The sequence below is a fragment of the Halomonas fontilapidosi genome (assembly GCF_014192285.1).
GTDB lineage: Bacteria > Pseudomonadota > Gammaproteobacteria > Pseudomonadales > Halomonadaceae > Halomonas > Halomonas fontilapidosi.
This window is the reverse complement of sequence record NZ_JACHXQ010000006.1, coordinates 1-18333: the sequence shown is the minus strand read 5'-3', so window position 1 is coordinate 18333 and position 18333 is coordinate 1. Positions and strand designations below refer to the sequence as shown.

Here is an 18333-nt window from a genome sequence, read left to right as displayed (position 1 = left end):
CGCTGTGAACATCACCTCGGACGCTGCCGACCTCCGGCGGCCCTGCTCGCCCGTCTCACTGCTGCTCTTCCAGTTTGGCAATCAACGCCGGCAGCTCCCGCACGTGGCGCAGGCGGTACACCCCCGCGGGGAGCTCGCCGGCATGGGGGGTGTCGGCGGCGATCCAGGCCACCTGCATCCCCAGGCGCTGTGCCGGCAGTACGTCCTCCTTCCAGGAGTCACCTACATGCAGCGCCCGGGAGGGCGGGGTGGCCAGCCTGGCCAGGGCGGCGAGAAAGGGGCGGGCGTCGGGCTTGGGCGCCTGGATCTCACCGGCGGCAATGACCACGCGGAAGTGGCGGTGCAGCGCCAGGCGATGCAGCGCCAGGTTGCCGTTGGTGATGGCGCCCAGTCGGTAGCGGTCGCCGAGCTTGGCGAGCAGTGGCTCGACTTCGGGATGCGGCGTGACCTGCAGACGCAGTTCGTGAAAGCGCGCCATGGTCGCCGCGGCCCACAGCCAGGCAGCACTGCGCGGCAGCCCGAAGGCCTCCAGCAGCTCGACGAGCGCGCGTTCGCGCAGCCAGCTGAAATCCCCCCGACGCAGCGGGTATCGCTCGGCGAGCTCGCGGCGAGCGGTCTGGTAGGCATCCAGCGGCAAGCGCTCGGTGAAGCGGCCGAGATGGGTTTCGCCGCGGTCGGCCAGCCAGGCAGACAGGCTCTCGTCGAGCCAGGCGTAGTGGCCGGTCTCGGTGCGCGCCATCACGCCGCGGTTGTCCCACAGGGTGTCGTCGAGGTCGAAGGTGATCGCCTGCAGGGTCATGACGGCTCTCCGGCATCGTCGGCGCGGCGCCGCGCACGCGGATGCGCCGCGTCGTAGCTCGCCGCCAGATGCTGCCAGTCGAGCCGGGTGTAGACTTGGGTGGTGGCCAGGTCCGCATGGCCCAGCAGCTCCTGCACGGCCCGCAGGTCCTGGCTCGACTCCAGCAGGTGGCTGGCGAAGGAGTGGCGCAGTCGGTGTGGATGGAGGTGCTCGGCCAGGCCCCGGGTCCTGGCCAGTTCGGCCAGCCGCTTCTGAATGGCGCGATGGCCCAGCCGGCCACCGCGCACCCCGACGAACAGTGCCGGCGTATCGCTGTCCGCCAGCTGGCCGCGTACCGTGCGCCAGGCGTCCAGCGCCTGGCGTGCCCGACGGCCCACCGGCACCTGGCGCGGCTTGCCGCCCTTGCCCAGTACCCGCACCCGCTGTGGCTGGAGGTCGCCGAGGTCCAGCGCCGCCAGTTCGGCCAGGCGCAGGCCGCTCGAGTAGAAGAGCTCCAGCATCGCCTGGTCGCGCCGTGCCAGGGGCGAGCCGTCGTGGGGCGTATCGAGAAACCGCGCCAGCTGGTCAACGTCCAGCGGATGGGGCAGATGTCGGGGCTGGCGAGGGGCCGGTACCAGCGGCACCGGGTTGTGCTGGAGCCGTCCAGCCGTCACCAGGTGCCGGGCGAAGCGCGAGATGGCGGCCCGGCGTCGAGCTAGGCTGCGCGGGGCCTGCCCGCGGAGGCGCTCGCTGGCCAGGAAGCGGCGCAGCAGGGCGGCATCCAGCCGCGACCAGTCGTCGATGGCCTCGGCCTCGAGGAATGCCGCCAGGGCCGCCAGGTCTCGCCGGTAGGCATCCACCGTGGCCGGACGGGCGGTGCGGGCCAGCCCGGCCAGGAAAGTGTCGATGTCGTGGCCCAGGACACAACCGCTCATGGCGCGCTCGGGGCCATGCGCACCAGCAGCCGCGCCACCACGTCGCCCACGTACTCGGTGAATAGGGTATCCATGCTGGCGCGGAAGTGGTCTGGGTCGGGGCTCGCCAGCACCAGGTAGCCCAGCGGCTCACCCAGGGTCAGCCGCGAGAGGGCACAGGAGCCGGCCTTGTCGGGTGCCGGCACATGAGGCAACAGGCGCTTCCAGTCGGTCGGGGTCAGTCGCGTGCAGCGGCTGGCACGGCCATCTAGCAGGGCGGACAGGCGTTTCCCGGAATGGTCGTCGAGGACCTGTCGCGGGGCCTGGGGCGGACGCGGTTCGTCATCGGTGAGGCTGGCCGGACACCACAGCGCTACCGCCGGGGTGTGAAAACGTTCGGCCAGTTGAGTCGCCAGCGCCTGGCCCAGGGCGTCATTGTCCTCCGCCTCGAGCAGCGCCAGCACCAGCTCGCGGGTGCGGCGGTATTGGCCCTCGTTGTGACGGGCCGACTCCAGTAACTGCTCGAGGCGCCATTCGGCCTGCTCGGCGCGGGAACGCAGGTCAAGGACCAGCCGCTCGAGCAGCGAGGTGGTGCCTCGAGCCTCGGGATGCGGGACCTTGAGCTGCTGCAAAAGGCCCTCGCGGCCGACGAAGAAGTCCGGATGACAGGCCAGCCACTGGGCCACCCGATCGGGGTCGAGGGTCTTGCGCGGGTCGGGGGCGGCTCGGGTCATGGGAGCTTCTCCTCTGGGGGGTATAACTCAGTTGAGGACGACGCGGCCGTCGAAGACGCGCTCCGCGGGACCGCTCATGATCAGCGGCGCGTCGCCGCCGGCCCACTCGATGCGCAGATCGCCGCCGCGCAGGTGCACGTTGACCGGACTCTCCAGCAGCCCCTGGCGAATCCCGCAGGCCACTGCGGCGCAGGCGCCGGTGCCGCAGGCCAGGGTCTCGCCGCTGCCACGCTCGTACACCCTCAAGCGTATCTCATGGGCAGATATCACCTGCATGAAGCCCACGTTGACGCGCCGCGGGAAACGCGGATGCGCCTCGATGGCTGGCCCCAGTCGCTCGACGGGTGCCGTGTAGACATCGTCGACCTGCAGCACCGCATGGGGATTGCCCATCGAGACCACGCCCGCCTCGAGGCGCTCGCCGTTGACGTCCAGCGGGTGCAGCGGGCGATCCTCGGCGGCGTCGAAGGGCAGCGCCTCGGGGGCGAAGCGTGGCATTCCCATGTCGACGCGAACCCGGCCGTCATCCTCGACCACCAGGGTCAAGGGCCCGCCGGCGGTCTCGACATGAATCTCGTGCTTGTGGGTCAGGCGCTGGTCGCGCACGAAGCGGGCGAAGCAGCGGGCACCGTTGCCGCAGTTCTCCACCTCGCTGCCGTCGGCGTTGTAGATCCGGTAGCGAAAGTCCATCTCCGGGTCCCGCGGCGGCTCGACGACCAGCAGCTGGTCGAAGCCGATGCCGAAGCGCCGGTCGGCCAGCTGGCGGATCTGGTCGTCGCCCAGGCGTGCCCGCTGGGTGACCAGGTCGACCACCATGAAGTCGTTGCCCAGCCCCTGCATCTTGGTGAAGTGCAGCAGCATCAGCGTGCTTCCCCCCGGTCGTCGGGCAGCAGCGATTCGCCGGCCCAGAGCTCTTCCAGGCGTTCGCGGCGGCGCACCAGGTGGACGGATTCGCCGTCGACCATCACCTCGGCGGGGCGTGGGCGGCTGTTGTAGTTCGAGGCCATCGCAAAGCCGTAGGCGCCGGCGGAACGTACCGCCAGCAGGTCGCCGGCGTCGATGGCCAGTGCGCGATCCTTGCCGAGGAAATCGCCGGTCTCGCAGACCGGGCCCACCACGTCGTAGACGATGCTCGTCCGCGGGCGACGCGTATCGACCGGGAGGATCGCCTGCCAGGCCTGGTAGAGCGCGGGGCGGATCAGGTCGTTCATGGCCGCGTCGACGATCGCGAAGTTCTTCGTCTCACCGGGCTTGAGAAACTCGACGCGCGTCAGCAGCACCCCGGCATTGGCGGCGATGGAGCGGCCCGGCTCGAAGAGCAGCGTCAGGTGCTCGCTGCCCGGCCACTTCGATAGACGCTCGAGCAGCGCAGTGGCGTAGTCGAAGGGTGCCGGTGGCCGCTCGTCCTGGTAGGGCACGCCGAGACCGCCGCCCAGGTCCAGGTGTTCCACCTCGATGCCGCGCTCGCGCAGGCGCTCGAGCAACAGCAGCAGCCGCTCCAGGGCGTCGAGGAAGGGCGAGAGCTCGGTGAGCTGGGAACCGATATGGCAGTCCAGCCCGGTAATGTCCACGTGGGGCAGCGTGGCGGCGAACTCGTAGACGGCCAGCGCCTCGTCCACCGGGATGCCGAACTTGTTGTCCTTTAGCCCGGTGGAAATATAGGGGTGGGTACCCGCGTCCACGTCCGGGTTAACCCGCAGCGACACCGGGGCCACCTTGCCGAGCCGGCCGGCCACGGCATCGAGGCGCTCCAGCTCCGGGCGCGACTCGACGTTGAAGCACTTGATGCCCACCTCCAGCGCCCGGGCCATCTCGGCTTCCTGCTTGGCCACCCCGGAGAACACCACCTTGGCCGGGTCGCCGCCGGCGGCCAGCACCCGCTCCAGTTCGCCCATTGATACGATGTCGAAGCCGGCGCCGAGCCTCGCCAGCAGTCCCAGCACCGCCAGGTTGCTGTTGGCCTTCACCGCATAGCAGATCAGGTGCGGATGGCTACCCAGCGCCTCGGTATACGCGCGGAAGTGGCGTGCCAGCGTAGCCCGCGAGTAGACGTAGCAGGGGGTGCCGACCTCATCGGCGATACGGGTGAGCGGCACGTCCTCGCCATAGAGGACGCCGTCGCGGTATTCGAAATGGTCCATGCCTAGCTCTCGTCGTCTCGGGCGGTGTCGTCATCCTGCTGGCCGGCAGGGTCGTAGCGTTCGGCGGCCGCCTCATCGCCGGGCAGGTAGAGCGGCCCTTTCTGGCCGCAGCCGGCTAGGGCCAACGCCACGACCAGTGCCATGGTCAAGGGGGCGAGGCGAGGCATCAGACCTGGCCCGTCAGGGTCGCCAGGGCATCGCGGGCCCGCTGGGCCGCGGCGCGCACCTGATCCGGGGCGGTACCGCCGATATGATTACGGGCGGCCACCGAGCCCTCCAGGGTCAGCACCTCGAAGACATCTGCCTCGATGGTGTCGGAGAACTGCTTGAGCTCCTCGAGGCGCATCTCGGAGAGGTCCTTCTGCTCCCTGAGGCCGAAGGCCACGGACTGGCCGACGATCTCGTGGGCGTCGCGGAAGGCTACGCCCTTGCGTACCAGGTAGTCGGCGAGGTCGGTGGCGGTGGAGAACCCCTTGCGTGCCGCTTCCTGCATGTTGTCGGTCTTGGCCTCGATGGCCGGCACCATGTCGGCAAAGGCGCGCAGGCAACCCTTGACGGTATCCAGGCTGTCGAACAGCGGCTCCTTGTCCTCCTGGTTGTCCTTGTTGTAGGCCAACGGCTGGGACTTCATCAGGGTCAGCAGGCCCATCAGGTGGCCATACACCCGGCCCGTCTTGCCACGCACCAGCTCCGGCACGTCGGGGTTCTTCTTCTGCGGCATGATTGACGAGCCGGTGCAGAAGCGGTCGGGCAGATCGATGAAGTCGAACTGGGCGCTGGTCCACAGCACCAGCTCCTCACTCATGCGCGACAGATGCATCAGCAGGATGCTGGCGAAGGCCGTAAACTCGATGGCGAAGTCGCGATCGCTGACCGCATCGAGGCTGTTTTCAGCGGGCCGCTCGAAGCCCAGCAGTTCGGCAGTGACGTGACGGTCGATGGGATAGGTGGTGCCGGCCAGTGCTGCCGCACCCAGCGGCAGCACGTTGACCCGCCGGCGGCAGTCGAGCAGGCGCTCGTGGTCGCGAGCCAGCATTTCCTGCCAGGCCAGCAGATGGTGGCCGAAGGTGACCGGTTGAGCGGTCTGCAGGTGGGTGAAACCGGGCATGATGGTGCCGGCCTCGCGGTCGGCCAGCGTGATCAGCCCGTCGCGCAGGCGGGCCAGCTCGGCGCTGACCACGTCGATCTCGTCGCGCAGGAAGAGGCGGATGTCGGTGGCCACCTGGTCGTTGCGCGAGCGGCCAGTGTGCAGCTTCTTGCCGGTGATGCCGATCTTGTCGGTGAGCCGCGCCTCGATGTTCATATGCACGTCCTCGAGGGCCACGGACCACTCGAAGGTGCCAGACGCGATCTCGCCGCGGATCTCGCCGAGGCCTTCGATGATGGCGTCGCGCTCCTGGTCGGTCAGCACGCCGACCTGGGCCAGCATGGTGGCATGGGCGATCGAGCCCTGAATGTCATGGAGTGCGAGGCGCTGGTCGAAGTCGACCGATGCGGTGAAGCGTTCGACGAAGGCGTCGGTGGGCTCGTTGAAACGGCCGCCCCAGGACTGGTTGGTGCCGGGGTTGGGTGAACTCGGGCTCATCGGACTGGGCATCCTGCTAGATGATTGCGTGGGTGACGGCCGGTAGACCGGCCGCAGCGCCTGCGGGGCGGCGCCGCCGTGACATGGCGGAAAGTGTACCAGAGTCCGCGAAGCTGGCGAGGGGCGGCAGTGGAAGGTCGCCGTGGGATAACGCGATTTTTCCTGCTCCGCGCGGTGCTTTATGATGACGTTATTCATATCATCACCGGGCGCCGGCAGCATGCGCGCCAACGGCAGGCAACCCGGTACGGGAGAACCACGTGCAAGCCATCAATACCCTGCGTATCGCCACCCGCAAGAGTCAACTGGCCATGTGGCAGGCCGAGCATGTCCGCGACCGACTGATGGCCGCTCATCCCGGCCTGAAAGTGGAACTGGTGGCCATGTCCACTCGCGGCGACAAGATCCTCGATACGCCGCTGGCCAAGGTCGGCGGCAAGGGGCTGTTCGTCAAGGAGCTCGAGGAGGCGATGCTCGACGGCCGCGCCGACATCGCCGTGCATTCCATGAAGGACGTGCCCATGCACTTCCCCGAGAGCCTGGGGCTCTCGGTGATCCTCGAGGGCGCCGAGCCCACCGACGCCTTCATCTCCAACCACTATGCGTCCCTGGACGAGCTGCCCGAAGGCGCACGTATCGGCACCTCGAGCCTGCGGCGTGGTCTGCAGATGCGCGAGGCGCGCCCCGACCTCGAGGTGCTGAGCCTGCGCGGCAACGTCCAGACCCGCCTGGGCAAGCTCGACGACGGCGAGTTCGATGCCATCTTGCTGGCCACTTCCGGCTTGCGGCGACTGGGACTCGACGACCGCATCACCATGGAGTTGCCTCCCGAGGTCTGCCTGCCGGCCTGTGGCCAGGGCGCGCTGGGCATTGAGTGTCGCCTCCACGACCCCGAGCTGCTCGCGCTGCTTACCCCGCTGGACGATGCCACGACCGCCACTCGGGTGCGTGCCGAGCGCGCCATGAACACCCGGCTGGAGGGCGGCTGCCAGGTGCCCATCGGCGGCCACGCGGTGTTCGAGGATGACGGCCAGACCCTCTGGCTGCGTGCCCTGGTAGGCAATCCGGACGGCACCCAGGTGCTGCGCGCCGAGGGGCGTGGCTCGATGCACGAGCCTGAAGCGCTGGGCATTCGCGTCGCCGAGGAACTGCTCGAGCAGGGCGCCGGCGAGATTCTCGCCGAGGTTTACGGCGCCGGCTGATGGCGGACCTTCCGGTACTGATTTCCCGACCCGGCGAGCGGGCTGGCCCTCTTGCCGCTGCCATCGAGGCCCGTGGCCTCGATGTGATGCGTCTGGACGTCATGCATCTCGAGCCGCTGCCGGAAGCGCCGGCGACGCGGTCCGCCTGGATGGATATCGATCACTTCCACAAGGTAGTGGTGGTGAGTCCCTTTGCGGCCGAGTGTCTGGTTGAGGCGCTGGATCGCTACTGGCCACAGCGGCCGATAGGCATCGACTACTATGCCGTAGGTGCGTCCACCGCCGCGCTGTTGCATCGGCGGCTGGGGGTGCGGGTTCACGTGCCCTCGCCGTCGGCCGGCGAGGATACCAGCGAGGCGCTGCTGCGGCTCGCCTCCCTGCAGACCCTGGAAGAGCGGCGCGTGCTGCTGGTCGCCGGCGAAGGGGGTCGCCCCTTGATTGCCGAGACGCTGGCGGCACGCGGTGCGCGAGTGACGCGCCTGGCGGTCTATCGTCGTCGCCTGCTCACCCCTGATTCCGCCATGCAGGCGCGCCTCGACGCCGGCGATTATCGAGCGCTGGTGGTCAGTAGCGGAGAAATTCTCGAACATCTGGCAAGATGGTGCACAGACGCCGCCTTGAACCAACCGCTAATCGTTTCCAGCGCCCGGTTGGCTACACTGGCCGGCAGGCTAGGGTTTCGTTTCCCCGTCGTGGCGTCGGGTGCCACGCCTGCCGCCCTGGCGGTCGCGGTCGCCAGGAGCAGCGCCCAGGAGGAGGCCGATGTCGATCATGATGATCTCGAAAAGGGCTAGCGACAGATGAGCAAGCAACCACACGATCAGGACGAACAGCAGGCGCCCTCCGGCGCGCAATCGGCGAGCTCGGGGGGCGAGGCCGGCAAGTCGGCCGCCTCTGGGAGGCGCCGATCGCGTCGCTACGACAAGGCCGGTGGCAAGCCGGCCGCCGGCGCGGCGCAGGCCAAGCCGGACGCCACGCAGACGCCTGCTGCGGGCGGCGACTCCGACGCAGGGCAGACCTCTTCCAGCACGGCTGATACGTCCGCCAGCCGTCCGGCAACGGACGACAAGCCGGCAACCGGCAGCGACAAGCCCACCGCGGAAAAGCCTGCGGCCGAAAAGCCCGCGCCGGAAAAATCGGCTGCAAGCCAGGCTTCCAGCGCCAAGCCCGCCGCTGATCCGAAGGGCAGTGCCGATAAGACCGACAAACCTGCCAAGTCCGGCAGTGCCGATACGTCGGCCAAGGCCAGCAAGGCCGCCGGTGGCGCTTCTTCACGTGCCTCGGCAGGCGGTGATGCAGCTTCTGGCACGTCCCAGCCTGCCGGTGGTGGCGGTAAGGGGAGTGGCAAGGCCGGCATCCTGGCCCTGGTGCTGGTGATCCTGTTGGCCATCGGGGTGGTGCTGTTTGGCTGGCAGGCCTGGCAGAAGCTTGACGCCCAGCAGCAGCGTCTTGCGTCGCTGCCCGGTGATGTGGTCAGCCAGTCGGAGCTCGGCGAGTTGGAGGGCCGGCTGGAGAGCGCTGAAAGCGAGCGTGACGCGGCCCTCGATGCTGCGCTTTCCGACCTGCGCAGCGAGTTCGCCAACTACCGCAGCAGCGTCGATGAGACGCTGGACAAGGTGCTGGATGAGCTGTCTCGCGAGCAGGACACCGACGAGCGCGACTGGCTGCATGCCGAAGCCGCGTATCTGCTGCGCCTGGCCAACCAGCGCCTGCAGCTGGAGCGTGATGTCGAGGGCGCCGCTGCCCTGCTGCGCACGGCCGATGAGCGTCTGCGCGAGGCCGACAATCCGGCCCTGATGCCGGTGCGCCGCGAGATCGCCTCTGAGCTGGCCGCGCTGGATTCCGTGCCCCAGGTCGACCGCACCGGACTCTACCTGGCGCTCAACGCCCAGCAGGAGCAGCTCGCCGGCCAACCGCTGGCCCAGGATATCGAGGAGCTTTCCGCCGATGAGGCGGTTCTCGAAGAGGCCCCCACGGGCGGCTGGCAGGAGCAGCTGGCACGCTTCGGCGACGAGCTGAAGGAGCTGGTCACCGTGCGCCAGCACGACCAGGCCCTGGAGGCACTGATCTCGCCCGAGCAGGAGTCCTATCTGCGCCAGAGCGTGCGCCTGGTACTCGAACAGTCCCAGCTGGCGCTGCTCAAGGAAGAGCAGGAGCTCTATGAAGCCAGCCTCGACAAGGCGCTGACGCTGATCCGCGGCTATTACGATACCAGCGCCAGCGGTGTGCAGTCGGTGATCGCGCGCCTCGAGGAGCTCAAGCAGCGCAGCATCCGTCCGGAACTGCCCGACATCAGCGGCTCCCAGCAGGCGCTGGCGAATTTCATCGAGCGGCGCTTCGAGAGTCGTAATGACGGCCAGGGAGATGACGCATGAGAAAGCTGATCCTGATCGTTGTCCTGGGCCTGGCGCTCGGGGCGCTGTTCGGCCAGCTGATGATGTCGGTGCCGGGGTACTGGCTGGTACGGGTGGGCGACACCTCCGTCCAGACCTCCTTCTGGTTCGGCCTGGTCCTGCTGCTGGCCGTCTTCATCGTGCTGCACTTCGGTCTGCGGCTGCTGATGCGCCTGACGCGGCCGGTCAGTCGCTTCAAGGTGTGGAACAGCCGTGCGCGCAATCGCACCGCCATGAAGCGCACCGTTCGCGGCCTGGTGGCACTGGCCGAGGGGCGCTGGAAGAAGGCCGAGAAGTCGCTGGTCAAGGCCGCCGACGACTCCAGCACGCCGTTGGTCAACTACCTCTCGGCGGCCCTGGCGGCCCACTATCAGGGGCGCTACGAGCAGGCCGACACCCTCCTCAAGCGCGCCCACCTGAGCACTGAGGGGGCTGACACCGCGGTGGGTCTGATGCAGGCTCAGCTGATGCTGGACCGTCAGCAGTATGAGGAGGCACTGGCGACCCTTACCCGCCTGGACCGTCACCTGCCGAATCACCCCCAGGTGCTCAAGCAGCTCAAGCAGGCCTACCTCAGCGTCAGTGATTGGGATGGCTTGCGCCGCCTGATGCCCCGGCTGGGGGCCCAGCAGCTGATTTCGCGCGAGGAGCGCGAACAGCTCGAGCAGCGCGCCTACCGCGAGCTGATCGGCCAGGAGGCACGCCATCCCGGTGATGTCGAGCGGGTCCGCAACCTCTGGGCCGACATGCCTGACTACCTGCGCACCAATACCGATCTGATCGTGCTCTATGCCGAGGCGCTGGTGCGGGGCAACGAGGAGGGCATCGCCGAGCGACTGTTGCGCCACTCGCTCAAGGAGCATTGGGACAGCCGGCTGGTACTGCGCTACGGTCTGCTCGACGTGGATGCTCGCCGGCAGCTGGCGGTGGCCGAGAAGTGGCTGCAGGAGCGGCCCAACGACCCGGATCTGCTGCTGACCCTGGGGCGCCTGTCGCTGCGTAATGCCTACTGGGGCAAGGCCCAGGAGTACTTCGAGGCGAGCCAGCGCCAGCGGCCCAGCGGGGTGGCCTGCGCCGAGCTGGCCCGGCTGTTTGCCAACCTCGGCGAGCACCAGAAGAGCCAGCTCTTCTATCGGCAGAGTGTCGAACTGCTCGATAAGTCATTGCCGTCCCTGCCCCAGCCCAGTGAAGAGGCGCACGAGGAAAAGAAGAGCAAGACGGCCTGAGCGGTCTGCCGGACCGGCCAGTGATCCAGCCTCCAGGGGGCGCCTTCGGGCGCCCCTTTTGCTGCCCGGCCGCGCGGTATCCAGGCATTAGCGCTTTTTGTATACCATGGTAGTAATCCGCTTGTTGTCCAATCGGTCAGAAATTGCCTACCCTAGTGGGCGATGACGCTTTCGCATCCCGATTCACAACAACAACGGATACCGCCATGGAACCGACAACGACTGCCGCTGCCGCCCCCACTGCCTCGGAAGGACGCTGGATAGCGCGCTATTTCCGTGTACACGAGCGTGGCACTTCGCTGCGCACTGAAGTACTTGCAGGTGTTGCCACTTTCCTGGCCTCGATGTACATCATCGTGGTTAACCCGGCGATTCTCTCGGATGCCGGTATTCCCTTCTCGGCGGCCCTCTCCGCCACCGTGCTGATCAGTTTCATGAGTAGCCTGGCCATGGGGCTCTATGCGCGCAATCCCATCCTGGTGGCGCCGGGCATGGGCATGAATGCGCTCTTTACCTACACCCTGGTGCTGGGCGCCGGCCTCTCCTGGGAGGTGGCCCTGGGCTGCGTCTTCTGGTCCGGCGTGCTGTTCGCGGTGCTGGCGATGTTCAACGTCCGCGAGGCGATCATCGAGGCGATCCCGGCCTCGCTGCGCTACGCCATCACCTGCGGCATCGGCCTCTTCATCACCTTCATCGGGCTGAAGAACGCCGGCTTCATCGTCGGCAGCGAGGCTACCCTGGTGACGCTTGGCAACTTCGATGCCAGCCTGGTGACCTTCTTCATCGGCATGATGGCCACCGCGATCATGGTCGTGCTGCGCTTCAACGGCGCGCTGATCCTGGGTATCGCCCTGACCACCCTGCTGGCTGCCCCCATGGGCCGTCTGTGGGGCGAAGAGGTCATGGTGGAGTGGAGCGGCCTGGCCGCCTGGCCCGACTTCAGCGCGGTAATGCAGGTGGATATCTGGGGGGCGCTGAAGGTCGCCTATCTGCCGTTCATCTTCGTGATGCTGTTCACCAATTTTTTCGATGCCCTTTCCTGCTTCATGGCGCTTTCCGAGTCGGCGGACCTCAAGGACAAGGACGGCAATCCGCGTAACCTCAAGCGCTCCATGACCGTGGATGCCTTCGCCTCGATGATCGCCGCGCCGCTTGGTACCAGCGCCGCTCAGACCTTCATCGAATCCGGCGCCGGCGTCGCCCAGGGCGGGCGTACCGGCCTGGTGGCGGTGACCATCGCGCTGCTCTTCCTGCCGTTCCTGTTCCTCTCGCCGCTGCTCTCGCTGGTACCGGGCATTGCCACGGCACCGGCGCTGGTGCTGGTCGGGCTGTTCATGTTGGCGCCGGTAGCGAAGATCGACTGGGCGTGTGCCGAGGAGGCTTTCCCGGCCTTCCTGGCGATCATCCTGATGCCGCTGACCTATTCGATTACCCTGGGGATCGCCTTCGGCTTCCTCTCCTTCGTGCTGATCAAGCTCTTCACCGGGCGTCTGGAAGCGATCCGTCCGGCCATGTGGATCTCGGCGGCACTCAGCGTGCTGATGCTGGTGACCACCCACTGAGGCAGCGCCCACTTGTGCCTCTGACACACAGCGGGGCTGCCTTTCGGCAGCCCCGCTGTGTGTTTCGCGAGCAGAGTTCTCGGAGCGTCAGGGCTCCTCGACGTCGCCTCCGGTGGGATTGCGGTGCTCGGGGTCGGCAATCTCCTGAACGCCCTGCTGGGTATCCTCCTGGTGGTTCGAATGCCCTTGGGAGTGCTGTGCCTTGCCTTCCAGCACCCGCACGTTGGCGGCCGGTGAACGGCCTTCCTTGTCCTCACCGAAGTAGAGCGTGGTGTGCGGGAAGGGGATCTCGATGCCGGCCTCGTCGAAACGCAGCTTGACCAGGCGGTTGTAGGCGCGGCCCACGGCCCACTGGTCGCCGGGTGTGGTCTTGATGACCACCCGAATGTTCACCGAGCTGTCGGCAAGCGCCACGACGCCGGCCACGGTAAGTGGCTCCAGCAGTTTTTGGCCGTGCTCCTCGCTGGCCTGGAGATCCTCGAAGGCCAGCTTGAGCTGCTCGATGGCCTCATCGATGCTCTCGCGGTAGGCGATGCCGTACTCGCCGACATGGTTGCCGAACTCGCGCATGTAGTTGGAGACGGTGTCCACGCTAGAGAAGGGCACGATGTGATAGGTGCCGGAGAGGTCACGGATGCCCACCGAGCGGATGCTGAGCTTCTCGGCGGTGCCGGTGATGCCGCCCACCGTGACCACGTCACCGGTGTTCATGGCGTTCTCCACCTGGATGAAGATGCCAGTGATGATGTCCTGAACGAGCTTCTGGGCGCCGAAGCCGATGGCCAGGCCCAGCACACCGGCACCGGCGATCAGCGGGCCGATATTGATACCGATCTCGGCCAGCACGATCATCAGGGTCATGGTGATCAGGGCGATGGCCAGGGCGTTGCGGAACAGGGCCAGCAGGGTCTGAGCGCGGGCCGAGGGCACGCCGCTGCCGGTCTCGGGGTTGAGCTTGTGCTCGATCAGGCTGGCCAGGCCCAGCCAGACGCCCACGGCCATCACCAGGATCACCGACACGCTGATCACCTTGCCGACCAGGCCGCGGCCCGCCTCGGAGGCGTACCAGGCCGCCAGGTCGAAGGCGCCCCAGGCGTTCAGTACCACCATCAACACGGTGATCAGGATCAGCGTGCGGATCACCCGCAGGGCATTGGGCACGTAGCTGTTGAGCCGCGGCTCGAGCAGCGGCAGCTTGCGGCGCAGGTCATCGCTGAGACGGATGCGCCGGCCGATGGTCTGGGTCAGCAGGCTCGAGACCAGCAGGCCCACCACCACGGCGGCGATGGTCTTGAGGGTGGCGACAAGCACGAAGGGCAGGGCGTCCGCGGGCCGGGTCAGCACCAGCACCAGTACCATCACGAAATAGGCCAGGGCGAATAGGTGCCAGGTGCGGGCCAACAGCTGCAGCGAGACCCGGCTGGCCGCCATGGTGGCGTTATCGGCCTTGTGGTTGAGCGCATCGCGCAGACGAACCCGGTTGCGCAATACCACGGCGACCGCATAAATGAAGGCGCCGAACATGATCAGGGTGCCGATGCTCTGGCCCAGGGTCGGCGACAGGTAGACGTTGACCAGCGGCACCACCACCATCAGGCCATAGCCCACCAGTCCGATCAGGCGGGCGATCCAGCCATTCCAGTAGGAGGCGTCCTCGGCCCCCACCGGCAGCAGGCGCAACCCCTCGTAGCGCGACGAGAAGAGCATGCGCACGGCCGCCTTGAGCAGCTCGATTACCAGGAAGGCATTGAGGAACAGTGAGGCACGGGTGGAGAGTTCGCCGGTCTCGCCCACCGCGAAGGTGGCGACCAGGTTGCCTCCCACGTAGGCCAGGGCCACCACCGCCACGTCGACCACTGCCGCCAGGGCCACGCAGAGGACCAGGCGCAGCACCGGGGTCAGCCCTTGGCCGTTGAGCGACCACTGGCTGATGCGCGTGAACAGCGGCCGGGCCAGCCGGCGGATGGCCACGAACAGCACGAAGGTGGCCAGTATCACCAGGCCCAGATTGATGGCGGCGCTGGTGAAGGCGGCCGTGTCGAAGCTGCTGGTGGCATCGGCACTGCCGGTGAACAGCCCACCGAGCACCTCCACCAGGTTGGTGAACTGGGTGCCGACATCGCCGACGATGCGGCTGGTGGCTTCGGCCAGCTGCCTGGGCAGCGAGGGCTCGGCGCCAGCGGCGCTCTCTTCGGCACTCGCCGGTTCGGCGGCGGCGACGTCACCTGCCATGCCGCGCAGCTGGTCGATCAGCTGCTGGCGTGACTGCTCGTTCTCGAGCAGCTCGGCCAGGGTGGCGTAGGCCGGCGGCTCGCTCCCGGTGTCAGCTTGCTGGGCCTGGGCCGGGGCGGCGATTGCCAGCAGGGCAATCAGCAGCCAGCCGAGGATGGCAGGAAGGGCTCGCATTGGGTTCACGCTGTGACCTCCGTCTCTTGGCGTGTTGGCGATGAGGTATCAGGGGTGGTGTCAGGTGTGGCGTAAGGGACGCGCTCTGGCATCAGCATGATACGGACTTTGTCTCAGGGTCACGACCCGGACGTTGACATCAAACTTTCATGTACATGAATTGTACATCATGCCGACTTTGTGCCAATATTGGATCCAGCAGTGATCTCTGGGTCGCTGCTCCTGCAAGGCAAGCATGCGATACTCTTGGCCACCCTCAGCGGGTGGCTTTTTTTGCCTGGTCGCCACCCTCCTGGGGCCTGTCTCGCAACGTCTGGAGAGTGGATGAGCATCGACCCGCTGGTGCTGCTGGCGGTGGCCGGCGGCGGAGGACTGGGCGGCATGGCACGACTGGCGGTGGGCAATCTGGTGGCCCGTTGGCTGGACGCCGGTCTTCCCTGGGGGACCCTGGTGGTCAACCTGAGTGGCGCCCTGCTGATGGGTCTCGCGGCCGGGATGCTGGGCCTGCCCGACCGCGAGGCGGGCCTGGCCTGGCCGCTGCTGGCCATCGGCCTGCTGGGCGGCTACACCACCGTCTCGTCCTTCAGCCTGCAGACCCTGACGCTCTGGCAGCAGCGGCGCAGGGTTGCGGCCGTGGGCTACGTCGCCCTGACGCTGGGAGCGGGGGGCGCCGCGCTGCCGGCCGGCGTTTGGCTGGCGGGCGGCCTGCCATGATCGCCTGGCGTGCCTATGGGGCGGTGGGGTTGGGCAGTGCCCTGGGGTCCACGCTGCGCTACCTCGTCTCGCTGGCGCTGACGGGGCCGGCCTTTCCCTGGGCCACTCTGGCGGTGAACGGCCTCGGTTCCTGGCTGATCGTCGCCTTCGCCGCCTATGCCGCCCGCCGCACCCGTGGCCGGGTCGCGCGCTGGCAGCCCTTTCTGGTGGGCGGCTTCTGCGCTGGCTTCACTACCTTCTCGCTATATGGCCTGGAGACACTGAGCCTGCTCTATCAGGGCCGCCTTGCGACGGCCCTGAGCTATGTGGCGGTCAGCCTCGTGGTGTGGCTGGGTGCTGCCTGGGCGGGATACCACACCGGTCAGCGACTGGCGGTCGCTCGCGGATGAGGGGCCTCACTCCTCGCTCTTGCCTTTCTTGCCGCCCTTGCCCGACGGCTCGCCGCCGCGGGGGAAGTGATCGCGTACCAGCGCCAGCAGGCCCTGGGTGGAGGCATCGAAGTCCTGGCTGTGGGCGTCGATGCGTTCGCTGATCTCGCCGGCGATGCGCTTGCCCAGCTGGACCCCCCACTGGTCGAAGGAGTTGATGTTCCAGATCACCCCCTGAACGAACACCTTGTGCTCGTAGAGCGCGATCAGCGCACCGAGGTTTCTCGGCGTGAGCTCGTCGAGCAGCAGCACGCTGGAGGGGCGGTTGCCCGGGCAGCTGTAGGGGTCGAGGCGGCTGCCGGTCTGGCTACCCTCCATGAAGGCGTTGGCCTGGGCCAGCATGTTGGTGAGCAGCGCGAAGTGGTGCTCCTCCATGCCCGGCTCGGGCTTGAGCGAGGCGATGAAGTCGATCGGCACGTAGCGGGTGCCCTGGTGCAGCAGCTGGAAGAAGGCGTGCTGGCCGTTGGAGCCGGTCTGGCCCCAGACGATCGGCCCGGTCTTGTAGTCCACCGGGTGGCCGAAGATATCCACCGACTTGCCGTTGGACTCCATGTCGAGCTGCTGCAGGAAGGCCGGCAGCTGATGCAGCGCCTGGTCGTAGGGCACGATGGCCTGGGTCTCGGCGCCCTGGAAGTTGATGTGCCAGATGCCGATCAGCGCCATCAGCACCGGCATGTTCTCGGCGAAGGGCGCGGCGAGGAAGTGCTGGTCCATCTCATAGGCGCCCTCGAGCAGCTCCATGAAGCCGTCGAAGCCGATGGAGAGCGCGATGGGCAGGCCGATGGAGGACCACATCGAGTAGCGCCCGCCGACCCAGGCCCAGAACTCGAAGACGTTCTCCTCGCGGATGCCGAACGCCATGGCCGCCGCCTTGTTGGTCGAGGCGGCGATGAAGTGCGCGCCCACGTCGGCGTCGGGGCCGGCGTTGTCCAGGAACCAGCGGCGCGCGGTATGGGCATTGAGCAGCGTCTCCTGGGTGGAGAAGGTCTTGGTGGAGACGATGAACAGGGTGGTGGCCGGGTCGAGGCGGCTGAGCACCTTCTGGATATGCGCGCCGTCGACGTTGGAGACGAAGTGGAAGCCGAGCCCCGGATGGCGGTGCTTGAGCAGCGCCCGGCAGGCCATGTTGGGGCCAAGATCCGAGCCGCCGATGCCGATGTTGACCACGTCCTTGATGCGCTGGCCATCGAAGCCCGTCCACTCGCCGTTGCGCACCGCCTCGGAGAAGGTGCGGATCTGCTCGCGGGTGCGCTGGATCTCCGGCATCACGTCCTGGCCGTCGACCTTGAGCGGCCCCTGGCCAAGGTTGCGCAGGGCGGTATGCAGGACGGGTCGGTCCTCGGTGACGTTGATGATGTCCCCGGAGAACATCTGGGCGCGGCGCTGGACCAGCGCCGAGTGTTCGGCGAGCTCGATCAGCGTGGCCAGCACCTCATCGGAGACCGGCTGCTTGGAGTAGTCGAGGAAGAGCCCGCCGACGCGCAGGCTCATCTTCTCGAAGCGTTTCGGGTCGGCGGCGAAGTAGTCGCGGATGCGATCAAAGGCGGTCTCGGCCTGCAGGCCCTTGAGGGCCTGCCAGGTGACGCTGCGGGTGAGCTGGAACATGGTCGACCTCTTGTGGTTGGGTAGCGTTGTCGACGTCTCGGCAGGGCAGGGGGTGCGATCAGCCGGTGCGGGAGGAGACCCAGGCACCGGCATCGGGGATGGTCATCTCGTACTCCTGATCGAGCCAGGGCGAGCTGATGAGGAAGTCGGCGCTGGCGGGGTTGCAGGCCACGGGAATGTTCCATAGTGCCGCCAGCCGCAGCAGCGCCTTGACGTCGGGGTCGTGGGGCTGTGGCGCGAAGGGGTCCCAGAAGAAGATCAGCAGGTCGAGCCGCTGTTCGGCAATGCGCGCGCCGATCTGCTGGTCGCCACCCAGCGGACCGCTCATCAGGCCCTCCACGGCGAGGCCCAGGGCATGCGAGACACGCCCCGCCGTGGTGCCGCTGCCGATCAGGGTGTGTTCGGCCAGGGTCTCCCGCCAGCGCGCCGCCCACTCCAGCAGTTCCTCCTTCTTGCCGTCGTGGGCGACCAGGGCGATGCGCTTGCGGCCCGGCAGCGTCCGCTTGACGTTGCGTGGCGGGCGGGTGTCACTCATGGCTGGCCTCCACGGCGAGGATCTTCAGGGTGTTGGTGCCGCCATGGGCATTCATGTGATCGCCCCGGGTGAGGATCACGTGGTCGCCGGGCGCGGCGATGCCCTGCTCC

General features: G+C 67.6%; 16 protein-coding genes and 1 pseudogene. 7 read left to right on the top strand and 10 right to left on the bottom strand.

Annotation, left to right across the window (positions count from 1 at the left end):
* Positions 1-55: 55 nt before the first annotated feature.
* The 7 genes and pseudogenes from FHR95_RS09885 to argH all read right to left on the bottom strand — a co-directional run bounded on the left by FHR95_RS09885 (position 56) and on the right by argH (position 6152).
* A complete protein-coding gene (locus tag FHR95_RS09885) occupies positions 56-799 on the bottom strand; it encodes an HAD family hydrolase (RefSeq protein WP_183314264.1) in 744 nt (247 codons plus the stop codon).
* The gene (locus tag FHR95_RS09880; RefSeq protein WP_183314263.1) at positions 796-1713 is read right to left on the bottom strand and encodes a tyrosine recombinase XerC; all 918 of its coding nucleotides are present in this window, start codon (positions 1711-1713) and stop codon (positions 796-798) included. Before FHR95_RS09880 ends, FHR95_RS09885 begins: the two co-directional genes overlap by 4 nt.
* Positions 1710-2426, bottom strand: coding sequence for a DUF484 family protein (locus FHR95_RS09875; protein ID WP_183314262.1), 717 nt, complete (start codon positions 2424-2426; stop codon positions 1710-1712). The genes FHR95_RS09880 and FHR95_RS09875 overlap by 4 nt, the downstream gene beginning before the upstream one ends.
* A 27-nt stretch (positions 2427-2453) precedes the next feature.
* Entirely contained in the window at positions 2454-3287 is an 834-nt protein-coding gene (gene dapF / locus FHR95_RS09870; RefSeq protein WP_183314261.1) for a diaminopimelate epimerase, read from the bottom strand.
* On the bottom strand, positions 3287-4567 hold the full coding sequence (gene lysA / locus FHR95_RS09865; RefSeq protein ID WP_040183825.1) for a diaminopimelate decarboxylase: 1281 nt from the start codon (positions 4565-4567) through the stop codon (positions 3287-3289). Before lysA ends, dapF begins: the two co-directional genes overlap by 1 nt.
* A 56-nt stretch (positions 4568-4623) precedes the next feature.
* Positions 4624-4734: pseudogene (gene lptM, locus FHR95_RS09860) on the bottom strand (LPS translocon maturation chaperone LptM); the annotation flags it as partial.
* Positions 4734-6152 carry an argininosuccinate lyase gene (gene argH, locus FHR95_RS09855; protein WP_040183827.1) on the bottom strand — a complete coding sequence of 473 codons (1419 nt, stop codon included), beginning with the start codon at positions 6150-6152 and terminating at the stop codon, positions 4734-4736. The pseudogene lptM and the gene argH, both read right to left, overlap by 1 nt.
* A gap of 260 nt (positions 6153-6412) precedes the next feature.
* Here argH and hemC point away from each other — a divergent pair, with 260 nt between their 5' ends.
* The 5 genes from hemC to FHR95_RS09830 all read left to right on the top strand — a co-directional run bounded on the left by hemC (position 6413) and on the right by FHR95_RS09830 (position 12535).
* A complete protein-coding gene (gene hemC / locus FHR95_RS09850) occupies positions 6413-7354 on the top strand; it encodes a hydroxymethylbilane synthase (protein WP_040183828.1) in 942 nt (313 codons plus the stop codon).
* Positions 7354-8148, top strand: coding sequence for a uroporphyrinogen-III synthase (locus tag FHR95_RS09845; protein WP_183314259.1), 795 nt, complete (start codon positions 7354-7356; stop codon positions 8146-8148). The genes hemC and FHR95_RS09845 overlap by 1 nt, the downstream gene beginning before the upstream one ends.
* A 6-nt stretch (positions 8149-8154) precedes the next feature.
* Positions 8155-9729, top strand: coding sequence for a uroporphyrinogen-III C-methyltransferase (locus tag FHR95_RS09840; protein WP_183314258.1), 1575 nt, complete (start codon positions 8155-8157; stop codon positions 9727-9729).
* Positions 9726-10973: a heme biosynthesis HemY N-terminal domain-containing protein gene (locus FHR95_RS09835; RefSeq protein ID WP_040183830.1), complete on the top strand. Its 1248-nt coding sequence runs from the start codon at positions 9726-9728 to the stop codon at positions 10971-10973. The genes FHR95_RS09840 and FHR95_RS09835 overlap by 4 nt, the downstream gene beginning before the upstream one ends.
* Before the next feature lie 206 nt (positions 10974-11179).
* Positions 11180-12535 (top strand): NCS2 family permease, encoded by a 1356-nt coding sequence (locus tag FHR95_RS09830; protein ID WP_040183831.1) that lies wholly within the window; start codon positions 11180-11182, stop codon positions 12533-12535.
* Between the two features lie 87 nt (positions 12536-12622).
* Here the strand turns inward: FHR95_RS09830 and ybiO are convergent, their stop codons facing one another.
* The gene (gene ybiO / locus FHR95_RS09825; RefSeq protein WP_040183832.1) at positions 12623-14941 is read right to left on the bottom strand and encodes a mechanosensitive channel protein; all 2319 of its coding nucleotides are present in this window, start codon (positions 14939-14941) and stop codon (positions 12623-12625) included.
* A 324-nt stretch (positions 14942-15265) separates the two neighbouring features.
* Here ybiO and FHR95_RS09820 point away from each other — a divergent pair, with 324 nt between their 5' ends.
* Both FHR95_RS09820 and FHR95_RS09815 read left to right on the top strand, forming a co-directional pair.
* Entirely contained in the window at positions 15266-15655 is a 390-nt protein-coding gene (locus tag FHR95_RS09820; RefSeq protein WP_183314256.1) for a fluoride efflux transporter FluC, read from the top strand.
* Positions 15652-16044, top strand: a complete 393-nt coding sequence (locus tag FHR95_RS09815) for a fluoride efflux transporter FluC (protein WP_183314255.1) — start codon at positions 15652-15654, stop codon at positions 16042-16044. The genes FHR95_RS09820 and FHR95_RS09815 overlap by 4 nt, the downstream gene beginning before the upstream one ends.
* A 6-nt stretch (positions 16045-16050) precedes the next feature.
* Here FHR95_RS09815 and pgi read toward each other — a convergent pair whose 3' ends face one another.
* The gene (gene pgi / locus FHR95_RS09810; protein WP_183314254.1) at positions 16051-17688 is read right to left on the bottom strand and encodes a glucose-6-phosphate isomerase; all 1638 of its coding nucleotides are present in this window, start codon (positions 17686-17688) and stop codon (positions 16051-16053) included.
* 58 nt (positions 17689-17746) lie between these two features.
* Positions 17747-18223: a methylglyoxal synthase gene (locus FHR95_RS09805; RefSeq protein WP_183314253.1), complete on the bottom strand. Its 477-nt coding sequence runs from the start codon at positions 18221-18223 to the stop codon at positions 17747-17749.
* Positions 18224-18333: the final 110 nt, after the last annotated feature.